This window comes from Streptomyces sp. HUAS MG56 (assembly GCF_058673395.1).
The window spans coordinates 2,189,201-2,211,792 of sequence record NZ_CM178722.1; the positions used below are offsets into that span (position 1 = coordinate 2,189,201).

The window sequence follows — 22,592 nt, forward strand, 5'->3', positions numbered from 1 at the left end:
CAGCCCAGCTGTCAAGGCTTTTGACGGGATATCGAACAGTCCAGACCTACCTCTTCCAACAGACTCCGACAGGTCCTACCGTAAACGCGCACGACTGAGCCTCGCTGACACCCAGGCGTCGCCCGGTCGTCAGCCACCGTTCGCGAGTCGGAGGAACGTCCACGATGCGTCACCCTCACACCCGCACGACCCGCACCGCCCGCCGAAGACTGCTCGGGGCCCTCGGCGCCGGGCTGCTGTGCACAGCGGGCCTCGCCACCCCCGCCGTCGCCACCCCGGCCGCCCGCGCCCCCGTCACCACGGCCCCCGCGCAGGCCCCCGCCGTCCCCGCCCTGGCCGACGGGCTCGCCCTCACCCCGCCGATGGGCTTCAACAACTGGAACTCCACGCACTGCCGGGCCGACTTCAACGAGACGATGGTCAAGGGCATCGCGGACCTCTTCGTGGCCAAGGGCCTGAAGGACGCGGGCTACCGGTACGTCAACCTGGACGACTGCTGGGCCCTGCCGAACCGCGACGCGAACGGCAAGCTGGTGCCCGACCCGGCCCGCTTCCCGAACGGCATCAAGGCCGTCGCCGACTACGTCCATTCCAAGGGCCTCAAACTCGGCATCTACACCAGCGCCGGCATCAAGACCTGCAACAGCGCGGGCTTCCCGGGCGCGCTCGGCCACGAGTACAGCGACGCGCGGCAGTTCGCCGACTGGGGCGTGGACTACCTCAAGTACGACAACTGCAACAACCTCGGCGTCGACGCCCGGTCGCGCTACCGGACCATGCGGGACGCACTGAGAGCGGCCGGGCGGCCCATCGTGTACAGCATCTGCGAATGGGGCGAGAACAAGCCGTGGGAATGGGCCGCGGACGTCGGTCACCTCTGGCGGACCACAGGTGACATCAGCGACGACTGGGGCTCGATGGTCTCGATCCTCAAGCAGAACCTGCCGCTCGCGCCCTACGCCGGCCCCGGGCACTGGAACGACCCCGACATGCTGGAGGTCGGCAACGGCGGCATGACGGACACCGAGTACCGCTCGCACTTCTCGCTCTGGTCGATCATGGCCGCACCCCTGCTGATCGGCACCGATCTGCGCAAGGCCACCCCGGCGACCTTCGACATCCTGGACAACAAAGACGTCATCGCCGTCGACCAGGACCCGCTCGGCAAGCAGGGCACGGTGATCTCCTCCGTGGGCGGGCGCTGGGTCATCGTCAAGGAGATGAAGGACGGCAGCCGGGCGGTCGCCCTCTTCAACGAGTCCGGCACCGCCCAGCGGATCGCCACCACCGCGAGCGCCGTCGGCCTGCCCGCCGCCCCCGCCTACACCGTGCGGGACCTGTGGCAGCACCGCGACGACAACACCGCCGGCACCCTCGCCTCGACCGTACCGGCCCACGGCACGGTGCTGCTGCGCGTTTCCGCCGACCCGCGCTGGGCGACCCACCCGCCGGCGGTCGAACTCGGCCTGGACGGCAGCCCGTTGCTGGAGGCGGCCACCCCGGTCACACTGACCGGCACGGTCACCGACCTCGGCCGTACACCCGCGCGCCGGCTCTCGGTGTCGCTCACCGGACCGGCGGGCTGGAGCGTGCGGCCGACCTCGGCGACCACGGCCGGCGCCCTCCCCACCGGCCGGACCCTGCGCACCGGCTGGCGCGTGACCGCCCCGGCCGGAACCCCGACGGGGGCCTACGACCTGACGCTCCGGGCCCGTTACCGCTCACCGTCCGGCGAACAGGTCTCCAGCGCCCTCCCGCTCAGCGCGTCCGTGGTGGTACGGCCGCCCGCCGGGACGTCGTACCTGAGCGATCTGCCCTGGCTGTCGGCGACCAACGGCTGGGGACCGGTGGAACGCGACACCAGCAACGGGGAGAGCGCCGCGGGCGACGGGCACCCGATCACCATCGGCGGCACCGTGTACGCCAAGGGGCTCGGGGCGCACGCGCCGAGCGACATCTCCTTCTACACCGGCCGGGCCTGTACGACGGTCCGCGCGGCCGTCGGCGTGGACGACGAGAAGGGCCTGAAGGGCACCGTCGCCTTCGAGATCTGGGCGGACGGCACGAAGGTCGCCGCCACGGGCGTCCTGACCAACACGATGCCCGCCCAGCCCCTCACCGCCGACGTCACCGGCGCCCAGGTGGTCCGCCTCGTCGTGACCGACGGCGGCGACGGCAACGACTCCGACCACGCGGACTGGGCGGACGCCGCACTGACCTGCTGACGGCGCCCATCCGCCGGGCGCGGCGACCGGCACGCGGCCGCGGGCCGGCGGGGGCACCGCGGTGTGCGCCCCGTCCCGGCTCAGACCCCCGCCGCGTCCGGCCGCCGGGCCAGCGCCGCCGCGGCGGCCCCGACCAGCCCCGCGTCGGTGCCCATCTGGGCGGGGACGACCGTCAGCCGCTGCACGAACGACAGGGTCGCGTAGCCGGTGAGCGCCTTGCGCAGCGGCGTGAGCAGGATGTCGCCCGCCTTGCCGACGCCGCCGCCGATCACCGCGATGTCGATCTCGACCAGGGTCGCGGTGGCCGCGATGCCGGCGGCCAGCGCCTGGGCGGCCCGCTCGAAGGAGGCCACGGCGACCGGGTCGCCCGCGCGGGCGGCGGCGGCCACCGCGGCGGCCGAGGTGTCGCCGTCGGGGCCCGGCAGCCAGCCCTGCTCCAGGGCGCGGCGGGCGATGTTGGGCCCGCTGGCGATGCGCTCCACACAGCCCCGCGAACCGCACGGACACGGGTCGCCGTCGAGGTCGACGCTGATGTGGCCGATGTGACCGGCGTTGCCGGTCGGGCCGGGGTGCAGCTGCCCGTTCAGGACCAGGCCGCCGCCGACACCCGTCGAGACCACCATGCACAGCGCGTTGTCGTGGCCGCGCGCGGCGCCCTGCCAGTGCTCGGCCGCGGTGATCGCGACGCCGTCCCCGATCAGCTCGACCGGCAGGCCCCCGGTGGCCACGCGGACCCGCTCCACCAGCGGGAAGTCCCGCCAGCCGGGCACGTTGACCGGGCTGACGGTGCCCGCAGAGGCGTCCACCGGGCCGGCGCTGCCGATGCCGAGGAGGCCGGCGCGGACCCACAGCGGTGACCCGGCGAGCTCGCCGAGCACCACCTCGACGGCCCGCATGACCGTTTCGCCGTCCTGCTGGGCGGGCGTGGCACGCTGAGCGCGCTCCAGGATGCGGCCGTCACCGTCCACCAGTGCGCCGGCGATCTTGGTGCCACCGATGTCCAGGGCCGCCACAAGGTCGGTGTGCATGAGAGTCAGATCTCCCCGTCGAAGCTTGATAACCATACAGAGCAGGGCCGGTCAAGCGGTGGGGGCGCAGGCCGACAGACAGCGGTGGACAGTGTCTCGCGCATCTGACAACGTTGTCCAGGCTCTATGCTCGACGCCACATCCTCATACAAACGCCGGATCGGCGCAGCCCCCTCGGGACATTGCGCACACGCACCGACCGCGCGGACGAGACGGACGACAGGACAGGACCCCGCATCGTGCCCGACACCACCCGCCCCACAGACCGCCTGCCCGGCACCCGCTACGGCAACCGCCCGACCATGAAGGACGTGGCGGCGCGGGCCGGTGTCGGGCTGAAGACGGTCTCCCGGGTGGTCAACGGCGAGCCCGGGGTCACGCCGGACACCGAGCGGCGGGTGCAGGAGGCCATCGAAGCGCTGGGCTTTCGCCGCAACGACAGCGCCCGCGTGCTGCGCAAGGGCCGTACGGCGAGCATCGGCCTGGTGCTGGAGGACCTCGCCGACCCCTTCTACGGCCCGCTCAGCCGCGCCGTAGAGGAGGTGGCCCGGGCCCATGGCGCCCTGCTCATCAACGGCTCCAGCGCCGAGGACCCGGAGCGCGAGCAGGAGCTGGCGCTGGCGCTGTGCGCGCGCCGGGTGGACGGGCTGGTGGTGATTCCGGCCGGGGACGACCACCGCTATCTGGAGCCGGAGATCCGGGCCGGGGTGGCGACCGTGTTCGTGGACCGGCCGGCCGGGCGGATCGACGCGGACGTGGTCCTGTCCGACAACTTCGGCGGCGCCCGGGACGGGGTCGCGCATCTGATCGCGCACGGCCACCGCCGGATCGGGTTCATCGGCGACATGCCCCGCATCCACACGGCCGCCGAGCGGCTGCGCGGCTACCGGGCGGCCATGGAGGACGCGGGGATACCGGTCGAGGACGCCTGGATGTCCCTCGGACAGACCGATCCGGAGCGGGTGCGCCGGGCGGCGGAGGAGATGCTCGCCGGGCCCGAGCCCGTCACCGCGATCTTCACGGGCAACAACCGGGTGACGGTCACCGTGATCCGGGTCCTGGCCGAGCACTCCCGCCGGGTCGCCCTGGTGGGCTTCGACGACTTCGAGCTGGCCGATCTGCTCCAGCCCGGGATCACGGTCGTCGCCCAGGACGCGGCCGCCCTCGGCCGTACGGCGGCCGAGCGTCTGTTCCGCCAGCTGGACGGCGGGCTCGTCGCCCCGGAGCGCATCGAGCTGCCCACCCGGCTGATCACGCGCGGCTCGGGCGAACTGCCGCCGGCGGACTGAGCCGCGCGGGACCGGAGCACCCACGTCAGCCGGCCGGCCCGGCGCCGTACGCCGGCGGTCAGCAGACCCGGAGGCCGGGCACCGGGGCGTCGTTGTTCCCGCCCTCCAGGTAGACGTCGCTGACGTAGACGCCGGTGTTGCCGCTGTCGTCGTCGGTCTTCGCCCACCACACGTTCGTCCAGCGGCCGTAGGTCTCCCGGCGGCCCAGGTTCGCCTGGCAGTAGAAGTAGTTGGTGCCCGCGTTGAGAGTCCCGGCCGCGGCGCCGGAGGCCGTGTAGGACGTGGCCGTGCGCCACACGCCGCAGGTGTACTTGCCGCCGCCGGTGGACCGGCACGCTGCCGTCGGACCGGACGTGTGGCCCGGACCGCCGGTCGGGGCCGGGCCGTGGGACGGTTTGCCCGGTGGTGCGGCCGTGGCGGAGGCGGCGGCGCGCGAGGTCGGTCCGGTGGTGTCCGGGCCGCTCGGCGTCGGGCTGGGTTCCGCGCCCTTGCTGCCGTTCGGGCGGGTGTGCCCGGGCCGGGTGGACCGCTCGGTGCCGGCCCTTTGGGCGGTGGCGCTCGCGGAGCGCGAGGCGGCGGGCGCGGGCGCCGCCTTCGACGAGCCCGTGTCGCGCAGCGTGGCGACGGTGATCCCGGCCGCGGCGAGCACGACGGCGACGGCAGCGGCGGCGAGCAGGACGCGGCCCCTGCGACGGGGTGTGCCCGGCGGGGTGTTCACGGGCCCGGTGCGGGTGCCGGGTGCGAGGGTGGCCGCTCCGGTGGAGCCCTGGGCGTGGACGGGCACCGGGCTCGTCGGCGCACCGGCCGGGGGCACGGGGCTGTGGGCGAACTGTCCGGCCGGGCCCGGCGGCGCCGCCGGGCCGAATCCCGGCGGCGCGGCCGGTGTGGTGGTTTCCGTGCGTTCGGGTGCGCCCGGCGGTGTCGCGCGCAGGGTGGTGGTCGGCGTGTCCGGCGTCCGTGTGCCGGTCACCTCGCGCAGCGCCTCGCAGGCCTCCTCGGCATCCGGGCGGGCGTCCGGGCGCTTGTCGAGCAGGCGCCGCAGGACCGGGGCCAGCGCTCCGGCCCGGCGGGGCTCGGGCAGCGGTTCGGTGACGATCGCGGCGAGCGTGGAGTAGGTGGACGTGCGGCGGAACGGGGAGGCGCCCTCGACGGCCGCGAACAGCGTGGCGCCCAGGGCCCAGACGTCGGACGCCGGGCCGGGCTCGGCGCCCTGGGCGCGCTCGGGGGCCAGGTAGTCGAGGGAGCCGACGAGTTCGCCGCTGCGGCTGAGGCGGGTGGCCGAGCCGTCGCCGGGGTCGTCCATGGTGGCGATGCCGAAGTCGGTGAGGACGACGCGCCCGGAGCGGTCGAGGAGGATGTTGCCGGGTTTGACGTCGCGGTGCAGGACGCCGGCGCCGTGGGCGGCGGCCAGGGCGTCCGTCACGGCGGCGCCGATGCGTGCCGCCTCGTACGGGTCGAGGGTGCCGCGCTCGCGCAGGACGTCGTCCAGGGAGGGACCCTCGATCAGTTCCATGACGATCAGCGGGCGCCCGTCCACCTCGGCCACGTCGTGCACGGCGACGACACCGGGGTGGCGGACCCGGGCGGCGGCCCGGGCCTCGCGCTGCATGCGCAGCCGCAGTTCGGACAGTTCCGGTCCGGCCGCGTCCGTGTACGTGCGCAGCTCCTTGACGGCGACCTCGCGGCCGAGGACCTCGTCCACCGCCCGCCAGACCACGCCCATGCCACCGCGCCCGAGCCGTGCGCTCACGCGATAGCGCCCGGCCAGCAGCCGGCCGGCTCCGTCCGAGTGCCCGTACCGCTCCGGTCCCTGCTCCCCCGAAGACACCGCCGCCCCGTTCCTGAAGTCGTTGCTCTGTCGCGTCCGCCTGGTCGATGCGTGGCGTCCAGCGTACGGGGCGGCGGCGCCGGCCAACTCCCGCGGCCGGGGGTCGTGACCGGTCCGCGACGTCTACTGCGCGGAGGCGGTCAGGTCACCGCGCCGGGGCGCGGCGAACCCCTCCAGGTCGAGGCGGGTCAGGCCGGTGAGGCGGGCGACCTCGGCGATGTCGAGGGCGCCGCAGTCCAGGCCGCGCAGCAGGTAGCCGCTGAGGGCCTTGGCGGTGGCGGGCTCGTCCATGACGTCGCCGCCGACGTGGCCCGCGTAGCGGGCGAGGCGGCCGGCGGCCTGCTCGAAGCCCTCGCGGTAGAAGGCGAAGACGGCGGCGTAGCGGGTCGGGATGTGGCCGGGGTGCATGTCCCAGCCCTGGTAGTAGGCGCGGGACAGGGCGCGGCGGGTGAGACCGTAGTGCAGCCGCCAGGCGTCGTGGACCTTGGCCGTCGGGCCGACGGGCAGGACGTTGGTGGAGCCGTCGCAGACGCGTACGCCGGTGCCCGCGGCGGCGACCTGCATGACCGCCTTGGCGTGGTCGGCGGCGGGGTGGTCGCTGGCCTGGTAGGCGGCGGAGACGCCGAGGCAGGCGCTGTAGTCGAAGGTGCCGTAGTGCAGACCGGTGGCGCGGCCCTCGGCGGCCTGGATCATCCGGGCGACGGTCGCGGTGCCGTCGGTGGCGAGGATGGACTGGCTGGTCTCGATCTGGATCTCGAAGCCGAGCCGACCGGCGTCGAGGCCGTGGACCTTCTCGAAGGCCTCCAGGAGCCGGACGAACGCGCCGACCTGCTCGGGGTACGTCACCTTCGGCAGGGTGAGGACCAGGCCCTCGGGCAGACCGCCCGCCTCGATCAGGCCGGTGAGGAAGACGTCGAGGGTGCGGATGCCCCGGTCGCGGACGGCGGCCTCCATGCACTTCATGCGGATGCCCATGTACGGCGCCGCCGTGCCGTTCTCGTACGCCTCCGCGATCAGGCGGGCGGCGCGGGCCGCGGTCGCGTCCTCCTCGGCGTCGGGGCGGGGGCCGTAGCCGTCCTCGAAGTCGACGCGCAGGTCCTCGATGGGTTCGCGCTCCAGCTTGGCGCGCACGCGCGTGTAGACCGGCTCGGCCAGTTCGTCCGCGAGGCCGAGGACGGCCGCGAAGGAGGCGGCGTCGGGGGCGTGTTCGTCGAGGGCGGCGAGGGCCCGGTCGCCCCAGGAGCGGATGGTGTCGGCGGCGAAGGCGTCGCCGGGGACGTAGACGGTGTGGACGGGCTGCCGGGTGCCGGGGTCCCCGGGGTAGAGGCGCTCCAGCTGCGCGTCGACCGGTGCGAGGGAGGCGCTGATCTCCTCGCTCACGGCGCCCGCGAGGCTCGTCGCCACCTTCTCCTGCTGACCCATCCCACACCCTCCTATTTTCCGCTGTACGGAATCAATAATCCGCAGAATGAAGTTATCCGGGCGGTTCGCGCTGGTCAACACCCTGTCCGTACGCCGGCCCACGAGAGAGAGTCGTCTTCAGGATGCACCGAGGCCCCGGTGACCGCGTGGGTCACCGGGGCCTCGGACAGCGCCTGGCCGGACTCAGCCCTTGCGGGCCTTGATCTCGTCGGTCAGCTGCGGGACGACGTCGAAGAGGTCGCCGACGACGCCGTAGTCGACCAGCTCGAAGATCGGGGCCTCGGCGTCCTTGTTGACGGCCACGATGGTCTTCGAGGTCTGCATGCCGGCGCGGTGCTGGATCGCGCCGGAGATGCCGTTGGCGATGTACAGCTGCGGCGAGACCGACTTGCCGGTCTGGCCGACCTGGTTGGTGTGCGGGTACCAGCCGGCGTCGACGGCGGCACGCGAGGCACCGACGGCCGCGCCGAGGGAGTCGGCGAGCGCCTCGATGATCGAGAAGTTCTCGGCGCCGTTGACACCACGGCCGCCGGAGACCACGATCGCGGCCTCGGTCAGCTCCGGACGGCCCGTCGACTCACGCGGCGTGCGCGCGGTGACCTTGGTGCCGGTCGCCTTCTCCGAGAAGGTCACGGCGAGGGCCTCGACCGCACCGGCGGCCGGGGCGGCCTCCACGGCGGCCGAGTTCGGCTTGACCGTGATGACCGGGGTGCCCTTGCTGACACGGGACTTGGTGGTGAAGGACGCGGCGAACACCGACTGGGTGGCCACCGGACCCTCGTCACCGGCCTCCAGGTCGACGGCGTCGGTGATGATGCCGGAGCCGATGCGCAGCGCGAGGCGGGCGGCGATCTCCTTGCCCTCGGCGGAGGACGGGACCAGCACGGCGGCCGGGGACACGGCCTCGTGGGCGGCCTGGAGGGCGTCGACCTTCGGCACGACCAGGTAGTCGGCGTACTCGGACGCGTCGTGGGTGAGGACCTTCACCGCGCCGTGCTCGGCGAGGGTGGCGGCGGTGTCGGCGGCGCCGTTGCCCAGCGCGACGGCGACGGGCTCGCCGAGGCGGCGGGCCAAGGTCAGCAGCTCCAGGGTGGGCTTGCGGACGGCACCGTCCACGTGGTCGACGTAGACGAGGACTTCAGCCATGGGATTGCTCTCCTGCGTAAGGAAGTTGAGGGGCGGTCAGCGGGGGCGAGCCCTTAGATGAACTTCTGGCTCGCGAGGAACTCAGCGAGCTGCTTGCCGCCCTCGCCCTCGTCCTTGACGATGGTGCCGGCCGTGCGCGCCGGGCGCTCGTTCGCGGCCTCGACCGTGGTGAACGCGCCCTCCAGGCCCACCTCTTCGGCCTCGATGTCGAGGTCCGACAGGTCCCAGGACTGAACCGGCTTCTTCTTCGCCGCCATGATGCCCTTGAAGGACGGGTAACGCGCCTCGCCGGACTGGTCCGTCACGGACACGACCGCCGGGAGGGAGGCCTCCAGCTGCTCGCTCGCCGCGTCGCCGTCACGACGGCCCTTCACGACGCCGTCCTCGACGGAGACCTCGGAGAGCAGGGTGACCTGCGGGACACCGAGACGCTCGGCGACCAGCGCCGGCACGACACCCATGGTGCCGTCGGTGGAAGCCATGCCGGAGACGACCAGGTCGAAGCCGGCCTTCTCGATCGCCTTGGCCAGCACCAGGGAGGTGCCGATGGCGTCGGTGCCGTGCAGGTCGTCGTCCTCGACGTGGACGGCCTTGTCGGCACCCATCGACAGGGCCTTGCGGAGCGCGTCCTTGGCGTCCTCCGGGCCGATCGTGAGAACGGTGACCTCGACGTCGTCGTCGGAGTCCTCCGAGATCTTCAGGGCCTGCTCGACCGCGTACTCGTCCAGCTCGGAGAGCAGACCGTCCACGTCGTCGCGGTCGACGGTCAGGTCATCGGCGAAGTGCCGGTCGCCAGTGGCGTCGGGCACGTACTTCACAGTGACAACGATCCTCAAGCTCACGCCGGCTCTCCTACTGCATCGACATTTCCGGGCTGCCTCTTGCAGGCAGCATAGGCGCCTCAAGCGGCCGATCCCGGTCGGGGCGTCCGCGCGCTCCGACCGAAATATTACTCGTCAGTACACCCAGTTCATGCCCGCTAAGCAAGCGCTTTGAACTGTGACCTTCGCAACGCAGCGTAATCGGAATTCGACCGGCCCGCAGATGACGGCGGCGTGATCAATCCCGCAGACCGTTGAAGCGCCCCTGGTGGTACAGGAGGGGGCGCCCGGTGCCCGAGGGGTCGCCCAGCACGACCTCGGCGAGCACGATGCGGTGATCACCGGCCGGGACACAGCCGACGATCCGGCAGACCAGCCAGGCGAGCACGTCGTCGAGCACCGGTACGCCTTCCGGACCCTCGCGCCAGGCCGTGGGCGCGCCGAACCGGTCGGCGCCGCTGCGGGCGAAGGTGCCGGCCAGCTCGCCCTGGTGTTCGCCGAGTATGTGCACGCCGACGTGGTCCGTCTCGGCGATCGCGGGCCAGCTGGAGGCGCCCGTGCCGATGCCGAAGGAGATCAGCGGAGGGTCGGCGGAGACCGAGGTGAGGGAGGTGGCGGTGAAGCCGACCGGGCCGGTGGCGCCGCGCGCTGTGATCACCGCGACACCGGCGGCGTGCCGGCGGAACGTCGAGCGGAGCAGGTCGGGGGAGGCGAGCCGGGGAGTGCCGAGTTCGGGCGAGGCCGTCATGGAAGGGTCCTTCTGCCGAGGGGGACGAGCCGGTGCGTAGCTGCTCAACAGCCCGGACAGCGCGCGCTCGCGGTGCGGGCGAGGTCGATGTGGGCCCGCCCGAAGAGAAGGAGTTTGATCGGCATACGGTCAGGCTGACGATAGGTGGCGCGCGCAGTCAAGTGCGTTCCGGTGGCCGGAAGATGGTGCGCCGCCCGTGGAGACACCCTCACACCGCCTCCCCGAGGGCCGCGATGACGTCGGCCTTGCGCGGTTGTCCGGCGGCGCGGCGCACCACCCGGCCGTCCGCGTCGAGGACGAGCACGGTGGGCGTCCTGAGGATCTCCAACTCGCGTACGAGACCCAGGTGGGCCTCGGCGTCGATCTCGACGTGCGCCACGCCGGGGACCAGTGCCGCCACCTCGCCGAGCAGGCGCCGGGTGGCCCGGCAGGGCGCGCAGAAGGCGCTGGAGAACTGGACGAGGGTGGCCCGCTCCCCCAGTTCGGCGCCCAGTTCGGCAGCCGCCAGCCGCACGCCGTCATCTCCGCACCGCACGCCGTCTCCTCCGCACCGCATGACGTCACTTCCTGGTCGACACTTGTGGTCGGCATCCGTACCAGCGCGGATCAGCCCGTGAAGATTCCTCCAGCATGACGGAAGGTTCGCATCGCACGTAAAGCCGATTTAAAGATCCGAGGTGGGATGTAGGCCGACGTGACGAGGATCTCGCCGCCGCAAGGCACCAGGACTGGCTACCCGTCCGTTCTTCGGGCACGATCTGCGAGACGCCGTAAACCTACGGCTGCGTAACTTTCCCGCCGGGAGCCCCTTTCCCGAGCAGAGCAGAAAGGGTCCACCCCGCACATGGCAGAGCTGGTCTACCGTCCCGTCGTCGGTTTCGCGAAGACGTTGTTCAAGGTCTGGGACCTGAAGATCGACTGCCAGGGCTCGGAGAACATCCCGCGTTCGGGCGGCGCCGTGCTGGTGAGCAATCACATCAGCTACCTCGACTTCATCTTCAACGGCCTGGCCGCCCTGCCGCAGAAGCGCCTGGTGCGCTTCATGGCGAAGGAATCGGTCTTCCGGCACAAGGTCTCCGGCCCGCTCATGCGCGGCATGAAGCACATCCCGGTCGACCGCAAGCAGGGCGAGGCGGCCTACGCGCACGCGCTGGACTCGCTGCGCTCCGGCGAGGTCATCGGGGTCTTCCCGGAGGCCACCATCTCGGAGTCGTTCACGCTGAAGAGCTTCAAGTCGGGCGCGGCGCGCCTGGCCCAGGAAGCGGGCGTCCCGCTCGTCCCGATGGCGGTCTGGGGCACACAGCGACTGTGGACGAAGGGCCACCCGCGCAACTTCAAGCGCAGCCATCTGCCCGTCACGATCCGCGTGGGCGAGTCGGTCGAGGCCCCGCGCGACCAGTACGCGGGCGCCATCACACGCCGCCTGCGCGAACGCGTCCAGGATCTGCTCGACGCCGCCCAGCGCACCTACCCCGGCCGCCCCAAGGACTCCGAGGACTCCTGGTGGCTCCCCTCCCACCTGGGCGGCACGGCCCCGACGATGGAGCAACTGCGCGCGGCCGAGGCGCACTGAGGCACGAGGCGCGGACCGAAGGGGCTCTGCGGAGCGGACTTCGGCGGAGACTTCTGCGGGAGACTTCGCCAGCGCGGCTTCCCCGGGATGCGGGGGGGGCGTCGGCGAGGCGCTGTTCGGCCACGCGCACCCATCACAAGGCCACCTGACCGAGGCCGACTGCCTCACGGAGCGCACGGCCAAGGCCGACCGGCCCGGGGCAGGTGACCGGGACGCAGTGAACGCGCGCGTCCGACCGAGGGCCACCAGCCCGGTGAACGGACGACCACAACCCATCGGCCCGGCACAGGTGACCGAGTCGCACCGACCACCCGCGTCCGACCGACGACCGCCGCCCGAAGTCCGTGGCCGAGGACACCGACCCGATGCCGCACGGCCCGGGTACGCCGCCCGGCGGCGCACGGTCCCGGACCGACCCGGGGCGGGACGACCGTCCCGGAGCAGAGACGGGGAGAGCCGGCGCCCTCACCGACATGGCGCGGAACCAGTGGGACGTATCCCCGTACGGCCACAGCACGCCGACGCCCGGCCGGGTGGGGTGGCGGTGCGGGCGCCCCGGGCGACCCAACGGCCGCGCCACGCCCGGCCATCCACGAGGGTTCCGCCTCGCCGACCCCGCCACACACGCCGGTGCGCCCCCTCGCCACCTGCGCCGTGTCGCCAGGCAGACCGACCATGCACCCAACGACCATGGCACGTCCGGGACTCCACGGCGCCGTACGGCGGGTCGTACGCGGCCCCGGGGAACAAGGGAACAGCCGTTGGCGCCAAGGGCTGATCTTGCCGTCCAGCAGAGCGTCCAACGGCCCTGCCGAGGTGCGGCAAAGCTCGGGCGATCTGGGCGGCCAGCGGTTCTGGCGGGCGGAGATGCCCGGTGTGGAGACCGGTGGCCACGGGCTGTTGGAGGACCTGGCCCGCAACGAGGTCGACCTGACCAAGCTCGCCGCGCGCTGGCCGGACATGCCGCGGGCCATCGGCTCACTGGCGACCGGGCAGCTCCGCGCGTACGGCCTGCTGCGGTTGTTCGGCCGCGAGGGGCGGCCCACGCCCTTGGGGCAGGCGTTCGCCGAGTACGGGTGCATCGCCAAACCCGGCACCTGCTCCGGGTCGTCGACCCGGTCGACCAACTCGGCGCGCTCGGCCTGCCCCGACGCCGCCGTCGACCACCTGCGGGCCCTGCCTCCCGAGGAGCGGGAGCATGACGTCCTGGACGAGGACACCGGCGGATGACGGGGCGTCAGGGCGCGTATCGGGTCGCGATCGACGAGCATCGCAGCTTCCGGGGCGGGTGCCCGTCCGGGATGCCGGGCCCGAGGGCCTCGGCTGCGTGCCCGCCGGGATGGTGTGTCAGACCTTGGCGAGCCGCTCCACCAGCAGTTCCACCCTCGCCTCGGCGTCCTCGGGCAGCAGGCGGCCCGCCCGGGTCAGGGTGGCGAGCCCGTGCAGGGACGCCCAGAACGTCTCGGTGAACAGCCCCGGGTCGATGCCGTCCCCGGCGACCTCGCCCAGGCTCTCCATCAGCGCGGCGAAGGCGTCCTTCAGCGGCTCCGGCGTGTGCTCCTGCGCGTACGCCAGGCCGCCGTCGAGCTGGAAGATGGCGTCGTAGACCGCCGGGTTGCGCTCGGCGAAGTCGAGGTAGGCACGGGCCAGGGCGGCGACCCGCTCGCGCGGGCCGTCCGCGACGGCGGTCGCGGCCCGCACCGCCACGGCCATCTCGGCGGCGCCCTCCAGGGCGACGGCGCCGATGATCTCGCGCTTGCCCCGGAAGTGGCTGTAGAGGACGGGCTGGCTGTACTCGATGCGCTCGGCGAGCCGGCGGGTGGTCACCGCGTCCCAGCCCTGCTGCTCGGCGAGTTCGCGGGCCGCCGCCACGATGAGGCGCTCGCGCTCCGCCCGTTCGCGCTGCTTGCGTTCCTGTACCGACATGCATTGATCCTAGCATCGCTAGACAATCGAGCGCCAGTAGTACTAGCGTTGCCCCGCCTGCTAGCAACGCTAGTTCAACGGAGGGGTCGTCATGCTCAACGCACTTGAGGTGTTCACCACCGTGATCGTCGGTCTGATGGTGGGGGTGGAGTTCTCCGTCGCCTTCGTCATGAACCGGATCCTGGACGCGCTTCCCGAGGACAGCGGCCAGCTCGGCCACGCCCACGCCGGCCGGATGCTCGGCGCCCTGATGCCGTTCTGGTACATCGGCTCGCTCGTCCTCAGCGCGGTCTGGGCCGTCGCCGGATGGCACCACCACGGCGCCGGACTCGTCGTCACCGCCGCCGGCCTGCTGATCCTCAGCGTGGTCATGTCGCTCCTGCTGCTCGTCCCGATCAACAACCGGAACAAGACCTGGACCCCCGACAACCGGCCCGCCGACTGGAAGCAGCAGCTGCACCGCTGGGACCGCTACCACTACGTCCGCGTCGCCGTCATCATCGCCGCCTTCACCCTGCTGGTCGCCGCCCTCGCCTGAGCCCGCGGGCCGACCCCGCGCCGGTGGCGCACACGACTCACCGGGCGCCACGAAGCTCACCAAGCTGCCGAAGACCCGCAAGGAGAAGAACAATGTCGCTGAAGAAGATCAACACCGTCCTGGCCGCAGCCTTCATCCTCTTCATCCTCTGGTTCGGGACGGAATTCATTCTGAGCCCGGAGACGACGGCGCCGGGCTACGGCCTGCCGAGCCGGCCGTCCGGCGACGGCGGCGGCTTCCTGGTCGTCAAGGGAATCCGCGACGTCGTCCTGGCCCTGGTCCTGGGCATCCTGCTGGTGACCGGCCACCGCCGGGCGCTGGGCTGGGCGCTGCTGGTGGAGGCCCTCGCCGCGTACGGCGACATGGCCAACGTGCTGGCCCACCACGGCTCCGTGGCCACCGCGCTCGGCGTCCACTGCCTGACCGCGACACTGATGGTGGTCAACGGCCTGCTGATCATGCGCGAGACCCGCGGGGTCACGGCCGCTCCGGCAACGCCCGCCCCGCAGCCCGCCTGACGCCACCTCGGCGCGTGTCGGTATCCACCTGTCACCGCCCTTGCGACGGCCGGTAGTCGGTCGCTCCCGGGTCGGACCCGGCAGGCCTCAGAGTGCGTCGGGGAGTGTCTTCCAGAGGGACGGTCGGTCCGGCGCGGCCCTCAGGGCGTCGAGGACGCGCGGATGCGGTGCGGCGTACAGCACCGGGTAGTCCGTCTCGCCGGCCGCGGGGTCGGGGATCCAGGCCAGCCGTTCGCCGTCGAGGGAGAACCGCGCGTCCACGCCCGGTTTGTTGCCGCGGGGGTCCTGCCGGTGCCAGGCACCGTGGAAGCGCACGGCGACCAGACCGTGCACGGCGTGACCGCTGCCGTCGTCGTGCGCCAGGCGCTGGTAGCACAGGGCGGTCGGGGTGTCCCCGGCCCGCAGCAGTGCGGCCAGGGCGTGGGCCTTCGCGTAGCAGATGCCGGTGCGCAGTTCCAGGACGTCCGAGGCGCGCCAGGTGACCCGCGGGTCGCCGGCGTCGGCCGAGTGCGGGATGGTGTCGCGGACGAACGCGAAAGCGGCGCGTGCATAGGCATACGAGTCCGCGACCCCTTCGGCCAGCCGGGCGGCCGTTTCCCGGACCACGGGACGGTGATGGTCGACGGCCTCGTCGTCAGCCAAGTAGGCAGAGAGGTCGGCGGTGTCCTGGATCAGCTCCATGGGTGCAGAGCATAGGAATGCGATCACCCGAGAGTCAATCAACTTTCAGGTGATCGCATACCTATGCAATCTGTCGAGCGACGGTACGACTAGCGCGCCATCTCCTCCTTGAGCGCCGCCACGAAGGTGTCGACGTCCTCCTCCGTGGTGTCGAAGGAGCACATCCAGCGCACCACTCCGGCGCCCTCGTCCCAGAAGTAGAACCGGAACCGCTGCTGCAGCCGCTCGCTCACGTCGTGCGGAAGCTTCGCGAAGACGCCGTTGGCCTGGACCGGGTAGAGGATCTCCACGCCGTGCACCGCGCGCACCCCCTCGGCGAGGCGCTGGGCCATCTCGTTGGAGTGCCGGGCGTTGCGCAGCCACAGGTCCTTCGCCAGCAGCGCCTCCAACTGGACCGACACGAAGCGCATCTTGGAGGCCAGCTGCATCGACAACTTCCGCAGGTGCTTCATCTGCCGCACCGCGTCCTGGTTGATGACGACGACGGCCTCGCCGAAGACGGCGCCGTTCTTCGTCCCGCCGAGCGAGAGGATGTCGACACCGACCGCGTTGGTGAACGTCCGCATGGGCACGTCGAGCGAGGCGGCCGCGTTGGCTATGCGGGAGCCGTCCAGGTGCACCTTCATGCCGTGCGCGTGGGCGTGCTCGCAGATCGCCCGGATCTCCTCGGGCGTGTAGAGCGTGCCCAGCTCCGTGCTCTGGGTGATCGAGACGACCTGCGGCATCGCACGGTGCTCGTCCTCCCAGCCCCAGGCCTGCCGGTCGATCAGTTCGGGGGTGAGCTTGCCGTCGGGCGTGGGCACGGTGAGCAGCTTCAGGCCGCCCATGCGCTCGGGGGCGCCGCCCTCGTCGACGTTGATGTGCGCGCTCTCGGCGCAGATCACCGCGCCCCAGCGGTCGGTGACCGCCTGGAGCGCGACGACGTTCGCGCCGGTGCCGTTGAAGACCGGGAAGGCCTCGGCCGTGGATCCGAAGTGGCCGCGGATGATCCGCTGAAGGTTCTCGGTGTACTCGTCCTCGCCGTACGCCACCTGATGGCCGCCGTTGGCCAGGGCCAGGGCGGCCAGCACCTCGGGGTGGGCTCCGGCGTAGTTGTCACTGGCGAAACCGCGGACCTGCGGGTCGTGGTGGCGACGCGCGTCGGTCTTGGGTGGGTTCACGGCTTCTCGGTCAGCCACAGACGGTTTCCGTTCACTTCGGCGGCGGACTTGCTCCAGACGCCCTCGACGGCCTCGGCGAGGTCCTTGACGTCCGTGAAGCCCGCGAACTTCGCGTTGGGGCGTTCCGCGCGCATCGCGTCGTGCACCAACGCCTTCACCACCAGGATGGCAGCCGCCGAACGCGGACCCTCCTCACCCCCGGCCTTGCGGAAACCGTCCGCCATGGCGAGCGTCCAGGCCTCGGCGGCGGCCTTGGCCGCGGAGTACGCCGCGTTGCCCGCCGTGGGCTTCGAGGCGCCTGCGGCACTGATCAGCAGGTAGCGGCCGCGCTCGCTGCGCTGGAGGGCGTCGTAGAAGGCCAGGGAGGTGTGCTGGACGGTGCGGATCAGCAGCTTCTCCAGCAGGTCCCAGTCCGCGAGATCGGTCTCGGCGAAGTTCGCGCTGCCGCGCCAGCCGCCCACGAGGTGGACCAGGCCGTCGACGCGGCCGTGGTCCTTCTCGATGCGCGCCGCCCAGTCGCGGGTCGAGCCGAGGTCGAGCAGGTCGACCGTCTCGCCGGTGACCGTGGCGCCGCCGTTCGCGTAGCGGGCCGCGTCCACGGCCTCCGCCAGGCGCTCGGGGTTGTTGTCGGCGCCCACGACGACGGCGCCGGCCTCGGCGAGCCGGACCAGCGTCGCGTGCCCGGCGGGTCCGCCCGCGCCGGCCACCGCGATCACCGTTCCCTTGAGAGACCCGTTGTTCCCCACGTTCTTCCCCTCTTGAACAGCTCGAACAGCTTGAACAGTGATCCCGTCGCGGTCGCTCACGCGGCGGTCCGCCCGGCGCCGTCCGCCGTGATGCCCTTGGTGGAGGCGATCACGTTCTTCAGCTTCTTGGACAGGGCTTCATAGAACATGCTCAGCGGAAACTCGTCCGGAAGCACGTCGTCCACGAGTTTGCGCGGCGGCTGGGTGAGGTCCAGGGCGTCCGGGCCCTTGGCCCACTTGGAGCCGGGGTGCGGTGCCAGATAGGTGGCGACCAGCTCGTATCCGGCGAACCAGTGCACCAGCTTCGGGCGGTCGATGCCGTCCTTGTACAGCTTCTCGATCTCGGCGCACAGCTGGTTGGTGACCTGCGGGGCTCGCTCCCAGTCGATGGAGAGCTTGTTGTCGGTCCAGCGGACGACGTCGTGCTTGTGCAGGTAGGCGAAGAGCAGCTGGCCGCCGAGGCCGTCGTAGTTGCGGACGCGGTCGCCGGTGACGGGGAAGCGGAACATCCGGTCGAAGAGCACCGCGTACTGCACGTCACGGGCCTGCGCGACGCCGTCCGCCTGGAGCTTCACGGCCTCCTTGAAGGCGGTGAGGTCGCAGCGCAGCTCCTCCAGGCCGTACATCCAGAACGGCTGGCGCTGCTTGATCATGAACGGGTCGAACGGCAGGTCGCCGTGGCTGTGGGTGCGGTCGTGGACCATGTCCCAGAGCACGAAGGCCTCTTCGCAGCGCTTCTGGTCGTGGACCATCGCGGCGATGTCCTCGGGCAGCTGAAGGCCCAGGAGGTCGACGGCCGCGTCGGTGACCCGGCGGAAGCGGGCGGCCTCGCGGTCGCAGAAGATGCCACCCCAGGAGAAACGTTCCGGCGCCTCGCGTACGGCGATGGTCTCCGGGAAGAGGACGGCCGAGTTGGTGTCGTAGCCGGAGGTGAAGTCCTCGAAGGTGATGCCGCAGAACAGCGGGTTGTCGTAGCGGGTGCGCTCCAGCTCGGCCAGCCAGTCCGGCCAGACCATGCGCAGCACGACCGCCTCCAGGTTGCGGTCGAGGTTGCCGTTCTGCGTGTACATCGGGAAGACGACCAGGTGCTGGAGGCCGTCCGCGCGGCCGGCGGCCGGCTGGAAGGCCAGCAGGGAGTCCAGGAAGTCCGGCACCTCGAAGCCGCCCTCGGCCCAGCGGGCCAGGTCGCGCACGAGCGCCTCGTGGTAGGCCTTGTCGTGCGGGAGCAGCGGGGAGAGCTGCTCGACCGCGTCCACGACACGCCGTACGGCCGCCTGGGCGTCCGCCTCGGCCGGGGCGCCCTCGGCGTCGAAGTCGATCGACCCGTCCTTGGACTGCCATGGCCGGATCCGCTCCACGGCATCCTTGAGCACCGGCCAGGCCGGGTGCTCAATCACCCTGGTCGACGAAGGAATCTGTTCCTTCATAGCCGACTGCACAAGAATTTCCGTCATGACCCATCCTTCACGGGAGAACCTCGCGTAAGGACACCGTATGCATACCCGGTTTCCGCCATCAAGAGGCATCTCGGGAAATTTTCCCGCTACATGGCTTGGTCACCGATGATTTTCCTGTGCTAAACCGTGACGGCGCTCACTTCCGTCGCTTACAGCGCGCCCGGGCAGGGTGTCGCTCCGGCCGGTCAAGGACACGGAGACTCGCCCACGCGCGGGTGACGGTGGGGGCGCATACCGGCCAGTTGAGGCGCGCGGCACGCACCCGTACGGCGTGCACGTGCGGGTTCATCGCGGGCCCCGGCGATTAGGCTGCGAGCCTGCCCGCGCGGACGACGGCGTCCGTTCGTCCGTCCCGCGCGCGCCGAGCCGCCGTCGACGGAAGCGAGTCGAACCTTGAACTTCCTTACCATCGGTCACCGCGGGGTCATGGGTGTCGAGCCCGAGAACACCCTTCGCTCCTTCGTCGCCGCGCAGGACGCCGGCCTCGATCTCATCGAACTCGATCTGCATCTGAGCAAGGACGGCGCTCTGGTCGTCATGCACGACGCCGAGATCGACCGTACGACCGACGGCACCGGGCCGATCGCCGAGAAGACCCTGGAGGAGCTGCGCGACCTGGACGCGGGCCGCGGGGAGCGGGTGCCGGTGTTCGAGGAGGTGCTGGACACGGTGCGCAGCCCGATCCAGGCGGAGATCAAGGACGTGGCGGCGGCCAGGGCGCTGGCGAAGGTGATGCACGAACGGGACCTGGTCGGGCGGGTCGAGGTGTCCTCGTTCCACGACGAGGCGGTCGCCGAGATCGCCCGGCTGGTGCCGGGGGTGCGCACGGCACTGATCGCCGAACGCTACGGCACCGACGTGGTGGAGCGGGCCGTGGCCGTCGGCGCCCCGACCCTCTGTCTCGACATCCGCCGGATCACCCTGGAGATCGTCGAGCACGCGCGCGAGGCCGATCTGCGGATCATCGGCTGGGTGGTCAACACGCACGACCATCTGCGCCTCGTCCGCGCCCTGCAGCTGGACGGCGCGACGACCGACTTCCCGGAGATCAAGCGCGCCGCGCGTTTCACCGCGTGATCGCGCGCGCGAGGGTCACACCAACGGCTTGACCAGCAGCTCGAACTGGAGGTCGGCGCGCTGCGGGATGCCGAAGCGCTCGTCGCCGTACGGGAAGGGGCTCATCTGTCCCGTACGGCGGTAGCCGCGGCGCTCGTACCAGGCGATCAGGTCGTCGCGCACGGAGATCACCGTCATGCGCATCTCGCCGACACCCCACGCCTCGCGCGCCCGGCGCTCGGCCTCGGCCATGACCACCTTGCCGAGACCCGCGCCCTGCATGGTCGGGCTGACGGCGAACATGCCGAAGTAGGCGTGGTCACCGCGGTGTTCGAGCTGGCAGCAGGCGACGATACGGCCGTCCCGCTCCACCGCGAGCAGCCGGCTGTCGGGCGACTTGATCACGTCGAGCACACCCTCGGGATCGGTGCGCTGCCCCTCCAGGATGTCCGCCTCGGTGGTCCACCCCGCCCGGCTGGCGTCGCCGCGGTACGCCGACTCGATCAGCGCGACCAGCGCGTCGACGTCGGCGTCCGTGGCGTCGCGGAAGGTGACGGAGGTGGCGCTGGTGTCCATGGGCGGCCTTTCGATCTCGGGCGTGGCTGAGCCAGGGTCGAGGGTAACCCTGCCAGTAGGCTCCGCCGGCATGGTGCATGTACTCAGCAGCCGGACGCTGCTCACCCCCACCGACCCCGAGCGCTCCCGTGTCTTCTACGGCGAGCGGCTGGGGCTGTGCGTCTATCGCGAGTTCGGTACCGGACCCGAGCGCGGCACGGTCTACTTCCTCGGCGGCGGCTTCCTGGAGGTCTCCGGCCGCTCCGAGACCCCGCCGTCGCCCGCCGTCCGGCTGTGGCTCCAGGTCGACGACGTGACGGCGGCGCACGAGGAGCTTCGCGCGAAGGGCGTCGCCGTCGTCCGGCCGCCGGTGAAGGAGCCGTGGGGCCTGATCGAGATGTGGATCGCCGATCCGGACGACACGCGCATCGCCTTGGTGGAGGTCCCGGCGGAACATCCGATGCGGTACCGACCGGGTATCTGATCCGGGACGGCGGTGGCTGTGGCACAGGCGGCGGTGGCAGGAGGGCCGAGGGGGTGTGCGGTGCCGGGCTGACGCGGTGCCGGTACGGGGCTCGCGTGCGGCTGCGTCGGCGGGCGCGCCGTGCGTCAGGCCGCCCGGCCGAGGGTTCTCGGGTCCGGCCCGGCACGCTGCCTCCCGGTCCGTGGGGCAGCGTGACCGCCGGCCGGATGTGGCCGTGTTCTCGAAGACGGGTCCGCGGGCATGGGGCTCGGGCTCGTGGGCGGGGCGGTGGGGGTGACCGGGTCGGTCCGGCCTCGCGCAGGGCCTCCCGACCTGTGGAGCGGCGCGGCGCCCGGCAGAGCGTGTCCGCGTTCTCGAAGACGGCTCGGTGGGCGTGGGCTCGGGCTCGCGGGCGGGGCGGTGGGGGTGGTCGGGGGCGAGGGCGTCCCGGATGGCCGGGCCTGTGGGGTGGGGTTAGCGTGCCGGGAGAGGGCTCCGCGGGGTGCGCCGGGCCCGTCCGCCCATCCGCTCGTCCGGAAGGTACCGCGATGGAGTTCGACAAGCCCGTGACCGGCGGCCCGTGCTGGACCGAGCTGGGGACCAGCGATCTGGAGGGAGCCAAGCGGTTCTACGCCGAGCTGTTCGGGTGGCGTCCCGAGACGGACCCGCGGCCGGAGGCGGGCGGGTACACGGTGGCCCACCTGGGCGACGCGCCCGTCGCCGCGCTCACCCCGCTCTACCAGGATTCCCAGCCGGTGGCCTGGAACGTCTCCTTCTCCGTGCCGGACGCGGACGCGGCGGTGCGGCGTGTGGAGGAGGCCGGCGGTGCGGTGGTCGTCGGTCCGATGGACGTGTTCGACGTGGGCCGGTTCGCGGTGGCCCTCGACCCGACGGGCGCGGCCTTCCAGTTGTGGCAGGCGCGGACGTTCCGGGGCGCCGGGCTGTTCAACGCGCCCGGCACACTCGGCTGGGTGGAGCTGGCCACCCGGGACACCCGCCGGGCCCGGGAGTTCTACACCACGGTGTTCGACTGGAGCGCCCAGTCCTCCGAGTGGTACACGGAGTGGGCCCTCGACGGCGCGGAGTTCGGCGGCATGGCCGACATGACCGACCGGTTCCCGCCCGACGTGCCGGCGCACTGGATGCCGTACTTCGCGGTGGCCGACGTGGACGCGACTGCCGAGGTCGCGGACCTGGCGGGCGGTGCCGTCGTCATGCCTCCCGCGACCGTGCCGGACGGCCCGCGCATCGCGGTGCTGCGGGATCCGCAGGGCGCGGCCTTCGGGGTGCACCTCATGGACCCGGAGGGCTGAGGAGCGGGCGATCCCGTCACCCACCAGGAAAGGACGTCGGCGCCCGCATCGCGCCCTGCCCACCGCGGGCAACCACCGGAAGAACCTCGTGCCCTCGGT

Annotated in this window: 21 protein-coding genes and 1 pseudogene; 9 read left to right on the forward strand and 13 right to left on the reverse strand. The window is 72.0% G+C overall.

Going from position 1 to position 22,592, the window contains the following annotated elements; all coding sequences use genetic code 11:
- Positions 1-164 precede the first annotated feature (164 nt).
- Entirely contained in the window at positions 165-2,225 is a 2,061-nt protein-coding gene (locus AC4OXY_RS10600) for an NPCBM/NEW2 domain-containing protein (protein ID WP_491993756.1), read from the forward strand.
- Between the two features lie 80 nt (positions 2,226-2,305).
- On the opposite strand, the gene AC4OXY_RS10605 is transcribed toward AC4OXY_RS10600, so the two are convergent.
- Complete coding sequence (locus AC4OXY_RS10605; RefSeq protein WP_356023503.1) at positions 2,306-3,253, reverse strand: ROK family protein; 948 nt, start codon at positions 3,251-3,253, stop codon at positions 2,306-2,308.
- A 239-nt stretch (positions 3,254-3,492) separates the two neighbouring features.
- Between AC4OXY_RS10605 and AC4OXY_RS10610 the strand changes: the two genes are divergently transcribed.
- Positions 3,493-4,542 carry a LacI family DNA-binding transcriptional regulator gene (locus AC4OXY_RS10610; protein WP_362820174.1) on the forward strand — a complete coding sequence of 350 codons (1,050 nt, stop codon included), beginning with the start codon at positions 3,493-3,495 and terminating at the stop codon, positions 4,540-4,542.
- 58 nt (positions 4,543-4,600) lie between these two features.
- Here the strand turns inward: AC4OXY_RS10610 and AC4OXY_RS10615 are convergent, their stop codons facing one another.
- The 6 genes from AC4OXY_RS10615 to AC4OXY_RS10640 form a co-directional block, all read right to left on the reverse strand.
- Entirely contained in the window at positions 4,601-6,370 is a 1,770-nt protein-coding gene (locus tag AC4OXY_RS10615) for a serine/threonine-protein kinase (RefSeq protein ID WP_491993757.1), read from the reverse strand.
- Between the two features lie 123 nt (positions 6,371-6,493).
- Positions 6,494-7,792 carry a DUF6986 family protein gene (locus AC4OXY_RS10620; RefSeq protein WP_402065097.1) on the reverse strand — a complete coding sequence of 433 codons (1,299 nt, stop codon included), beginning with the start codon at positions 7,790-7,792 and terminating at the stop codon, positions 6,494-6,496.
- Positions 7,793-7,975: 183 nt separating this feature from the next.
- Positions 7,976-8,938 carry an electron transfer flavoprotein subunit alpha/FixB family protein gene (locus tag AC4OXY_RS10625; RefSeq protein WP_356023495.1) on the reverse strand — a complete coding sequence of 321 codons (963 nt, stop codon included), beginning with the start codon at positions 8,936-8,938 and terminating at the stop codon, positions 7,976-7,978.
- Between the two features lie 53 nt (positions 8,939-8,991).
- Positions 8,992-9,780, reverse strand: coding sequence for an electron transfer flavoprotein subunit beta/FixA family protein (locus tag AC4OXY_RS10630; RefSeq protein WP_376288466.1), 789 nt, complete (start codon positions 9,778-9,780; stop codon positions 8,992-8,994).
- Positions 9,781-9,997: 217 nt separating this feature from the next.
- Positions 9,998-10,507, reverse strand: coding sequence for a flavin reductase family protein (locus AC4OXY_RS10635; RefSeq protein ID WP_491993758.1), 510 nt, complete (start codon positions 10,505-10,507; stop codon positions 9,998-10,000).
- Positions 10,508-10,715: 208 nt separating this feature from the next.
- Positions 10,716-11,063 carry a TlpA family protein disulfide reductase gene (locus tag AC4OXY_RS10640; RefSeq protein WP_376288464.1) on the reverse strand — a complete coding sequence of 116 codons (348 nt, stop codon included), beginning with the start codon at positions 11,061-11,063 and terminating at the stop codon, positions 10,716-10,718.
- A 288-nt stretch (positions 11,064-11,351) separates the two neighbouring features.
- Between AC4OXY_RS10640 and AC4OXY_RS10645 the strand changes: the two genes are divergently transcribed.
- Entirely contained in the window at positions 11,352-12,080 is a 729-nt protein-coding gene (locus AC4OXY_RS10645) for a lysophospholipid acyltransferase family protein (protein ID WP_356023487.1), read from the forward strand.
- A gap of 834 nt (positions 12,081-12,914) precedes the next feature.
- Positions 12,915-13,204: pseudogene (locus AC4OXY_RS10650) on the forward strand (Tn3 family transposase); the annotation flags it as partial.
- Between the two features lie 223 nt (positions 13,205-13,427).
- Here the strand turns inward: AC4OXY_RS10650 and AC4OXY_RS10655 are convergent.
- On the reverse strand, positions 13,428-14,006 hold the full coding sequence (locus AC4OXY_RS10655) for a TetR/AcrR family transcriptional regulator (protein ID WP_362820184.1): 579 nt from the start codon (positions 14,004-14,006) through the stop codon (positions 13,428-13,430).
- A gap of 91 nt (positions 14,007-14,097) precedes the next feature.
- On the opposite strand from AC4OXY_RS10655, the gene AC4OXY_RS10660 reads away from it, so the two are divergent.
- Together AC4OXY_RS10660 and AC4OXY_RS10665 are read left to right on the forward strand one after the other, a co-directional pair.
- Positions 14,098-14,544 carry an anthrone oxygenase family protein gene (locus tag AC4OXY_RS10660; protein WP_491993759.1) on the forward strand — a complete coding sequence of 149 codons (447 nt, stop codon included), beginning with the start codon at positions 14,098-14,100 and terminating at the stop codon, positions 14,542-14,544.
- A 92-nt stretch (positions 14,545-14,636) separates the two neighbouring features.
- Complete coding sequence (locus tag AC4OXY_RS10665) at positions 14,637-15,062, forward strand: DUF4267 domain-containing protein (RefSeq protein WP_376288461.1); 426 nt, start codon at positions 14,637-14,639, stop codon at positions 15,060-15,062.
- Between the two features lie 87 nt (positions 15,063-15,149).
- Here AC4OXY_RS10665 and AC4OXY_RS10670 read toward each other — a convergent pair whose 3' ends face one another.
- From AC4OXY_RS10670 to AC4OXY_RS10685, 4 genes are all read right to left on the reverse strand, one after another.
- Positions 15,150-15,743, reverse strand: a complete 594-nt coding sequence (locus AC4OXY_RS10670; RefSeq protein ID WP_491993760.1) for a transglutaminase domain-containing protein — start codon at positions 15,741-15,743, stop codon at positions 15,150-15,152.
- Between the two features lie 89 nt (positions 15,744-15,832).
- Positions 15,833-16,903, reverse strand: a complete 1,071-nt coding sequence (locus tag AC4OXY_RS10675) for a threonine aldolase family protein (protein ID WP_356023477.1) — start codon at positions 16,901-16,903, stop codon at positions 15,833-15,835.
- Positions 16,900-17,649: an SDR family NAD(P)-dependent oxidoreductase gene (locus AC4OXY_RS10680; protein WP_362820190.1), complete on the reverse strand. Its 750-nt coding sequence runs from the start codon at positions 17,647-17,649 to the stop codon at positions 16,900-16,902. The genes AC4OXY_RS10675 and AC4OXY_RS10680 overlap by 4 nt, the downstream gene beginning before the upstream one ends.
- 56 nt (positions 17,650-17,705) lie before the next feature.
- Positions 17,706-19,103 carry a DUF6421 family protein gene (locus AC4OXY_RS10685; protein WP_362820191.1) on the reverse strand — a complete coding sequence of 466 codons (1,398 nt, stop codon included), beginning with the start codon at positions 19,101-19,103 and terminating at the stop codon, positions 17,706-17,708.
- 396 nt (positions 19,104-19,499) lie between these two features.
- On the opposite strand from AC4OXY_RS10685, the gene AC4OXY_RS10690 reads away from it, so the two are divergent.
- A complete protein-coding gene (locus tag AC4OXY_RS10690; RefSeq protein ID WP_491993761.1) occupies positions 19,500-20,183 on the forward strand; it encodes a glycerophosphodiester phosphodiesterase in 684 nt (227 codons plus the stop codon).
- A 15-nt stretch (positions 20,184-20,198) separates the two neighbouring features.
- Here AC4OXY_RS10690 and AC4OXY_RS10695 read toward each other — a convergent pair whose 3' ends face one another.
- On the reverse strand, positions 20,199-20,738 hold the full coding sequence (locus AC4OXY_RS10695) for a GNAT family N-acetyltransferase (RefSeq protein ID WP_356023469.1): 540 nt from the start codon (positions 20,736-20,738) through the stop codon (positions 20,199-20,201).
- Between the two features lie 70 nt (positions 20,739-20,808).
- Between AC4OXY_RS10695 and AC4OXY_RS10700 the strand changes: the two genes are divergently transcribed.
- Entirely contained in the window at positions 20,809-21,201 is a 393-nt protein-coding gene (locus tag AC4OXY_RS10700) for a VOC family protein (protein ID WP_356023467.1), read from the forward strand.
- A gap of 527 nt (positions 21,202-21,728) precedes the next feature.
- Positions 21,729-22,493, forward strand: coding sequence for a VOC family protein (locus AC4OXY_RS10705; RefSeq protein ID WP_356023465.1), 765 nt, complete (start codon positions 21,729-21,731; stop codon positions 22,491-22,493).
- Positions 22,494-22,592: the final 99 nt, after the last annotated feature.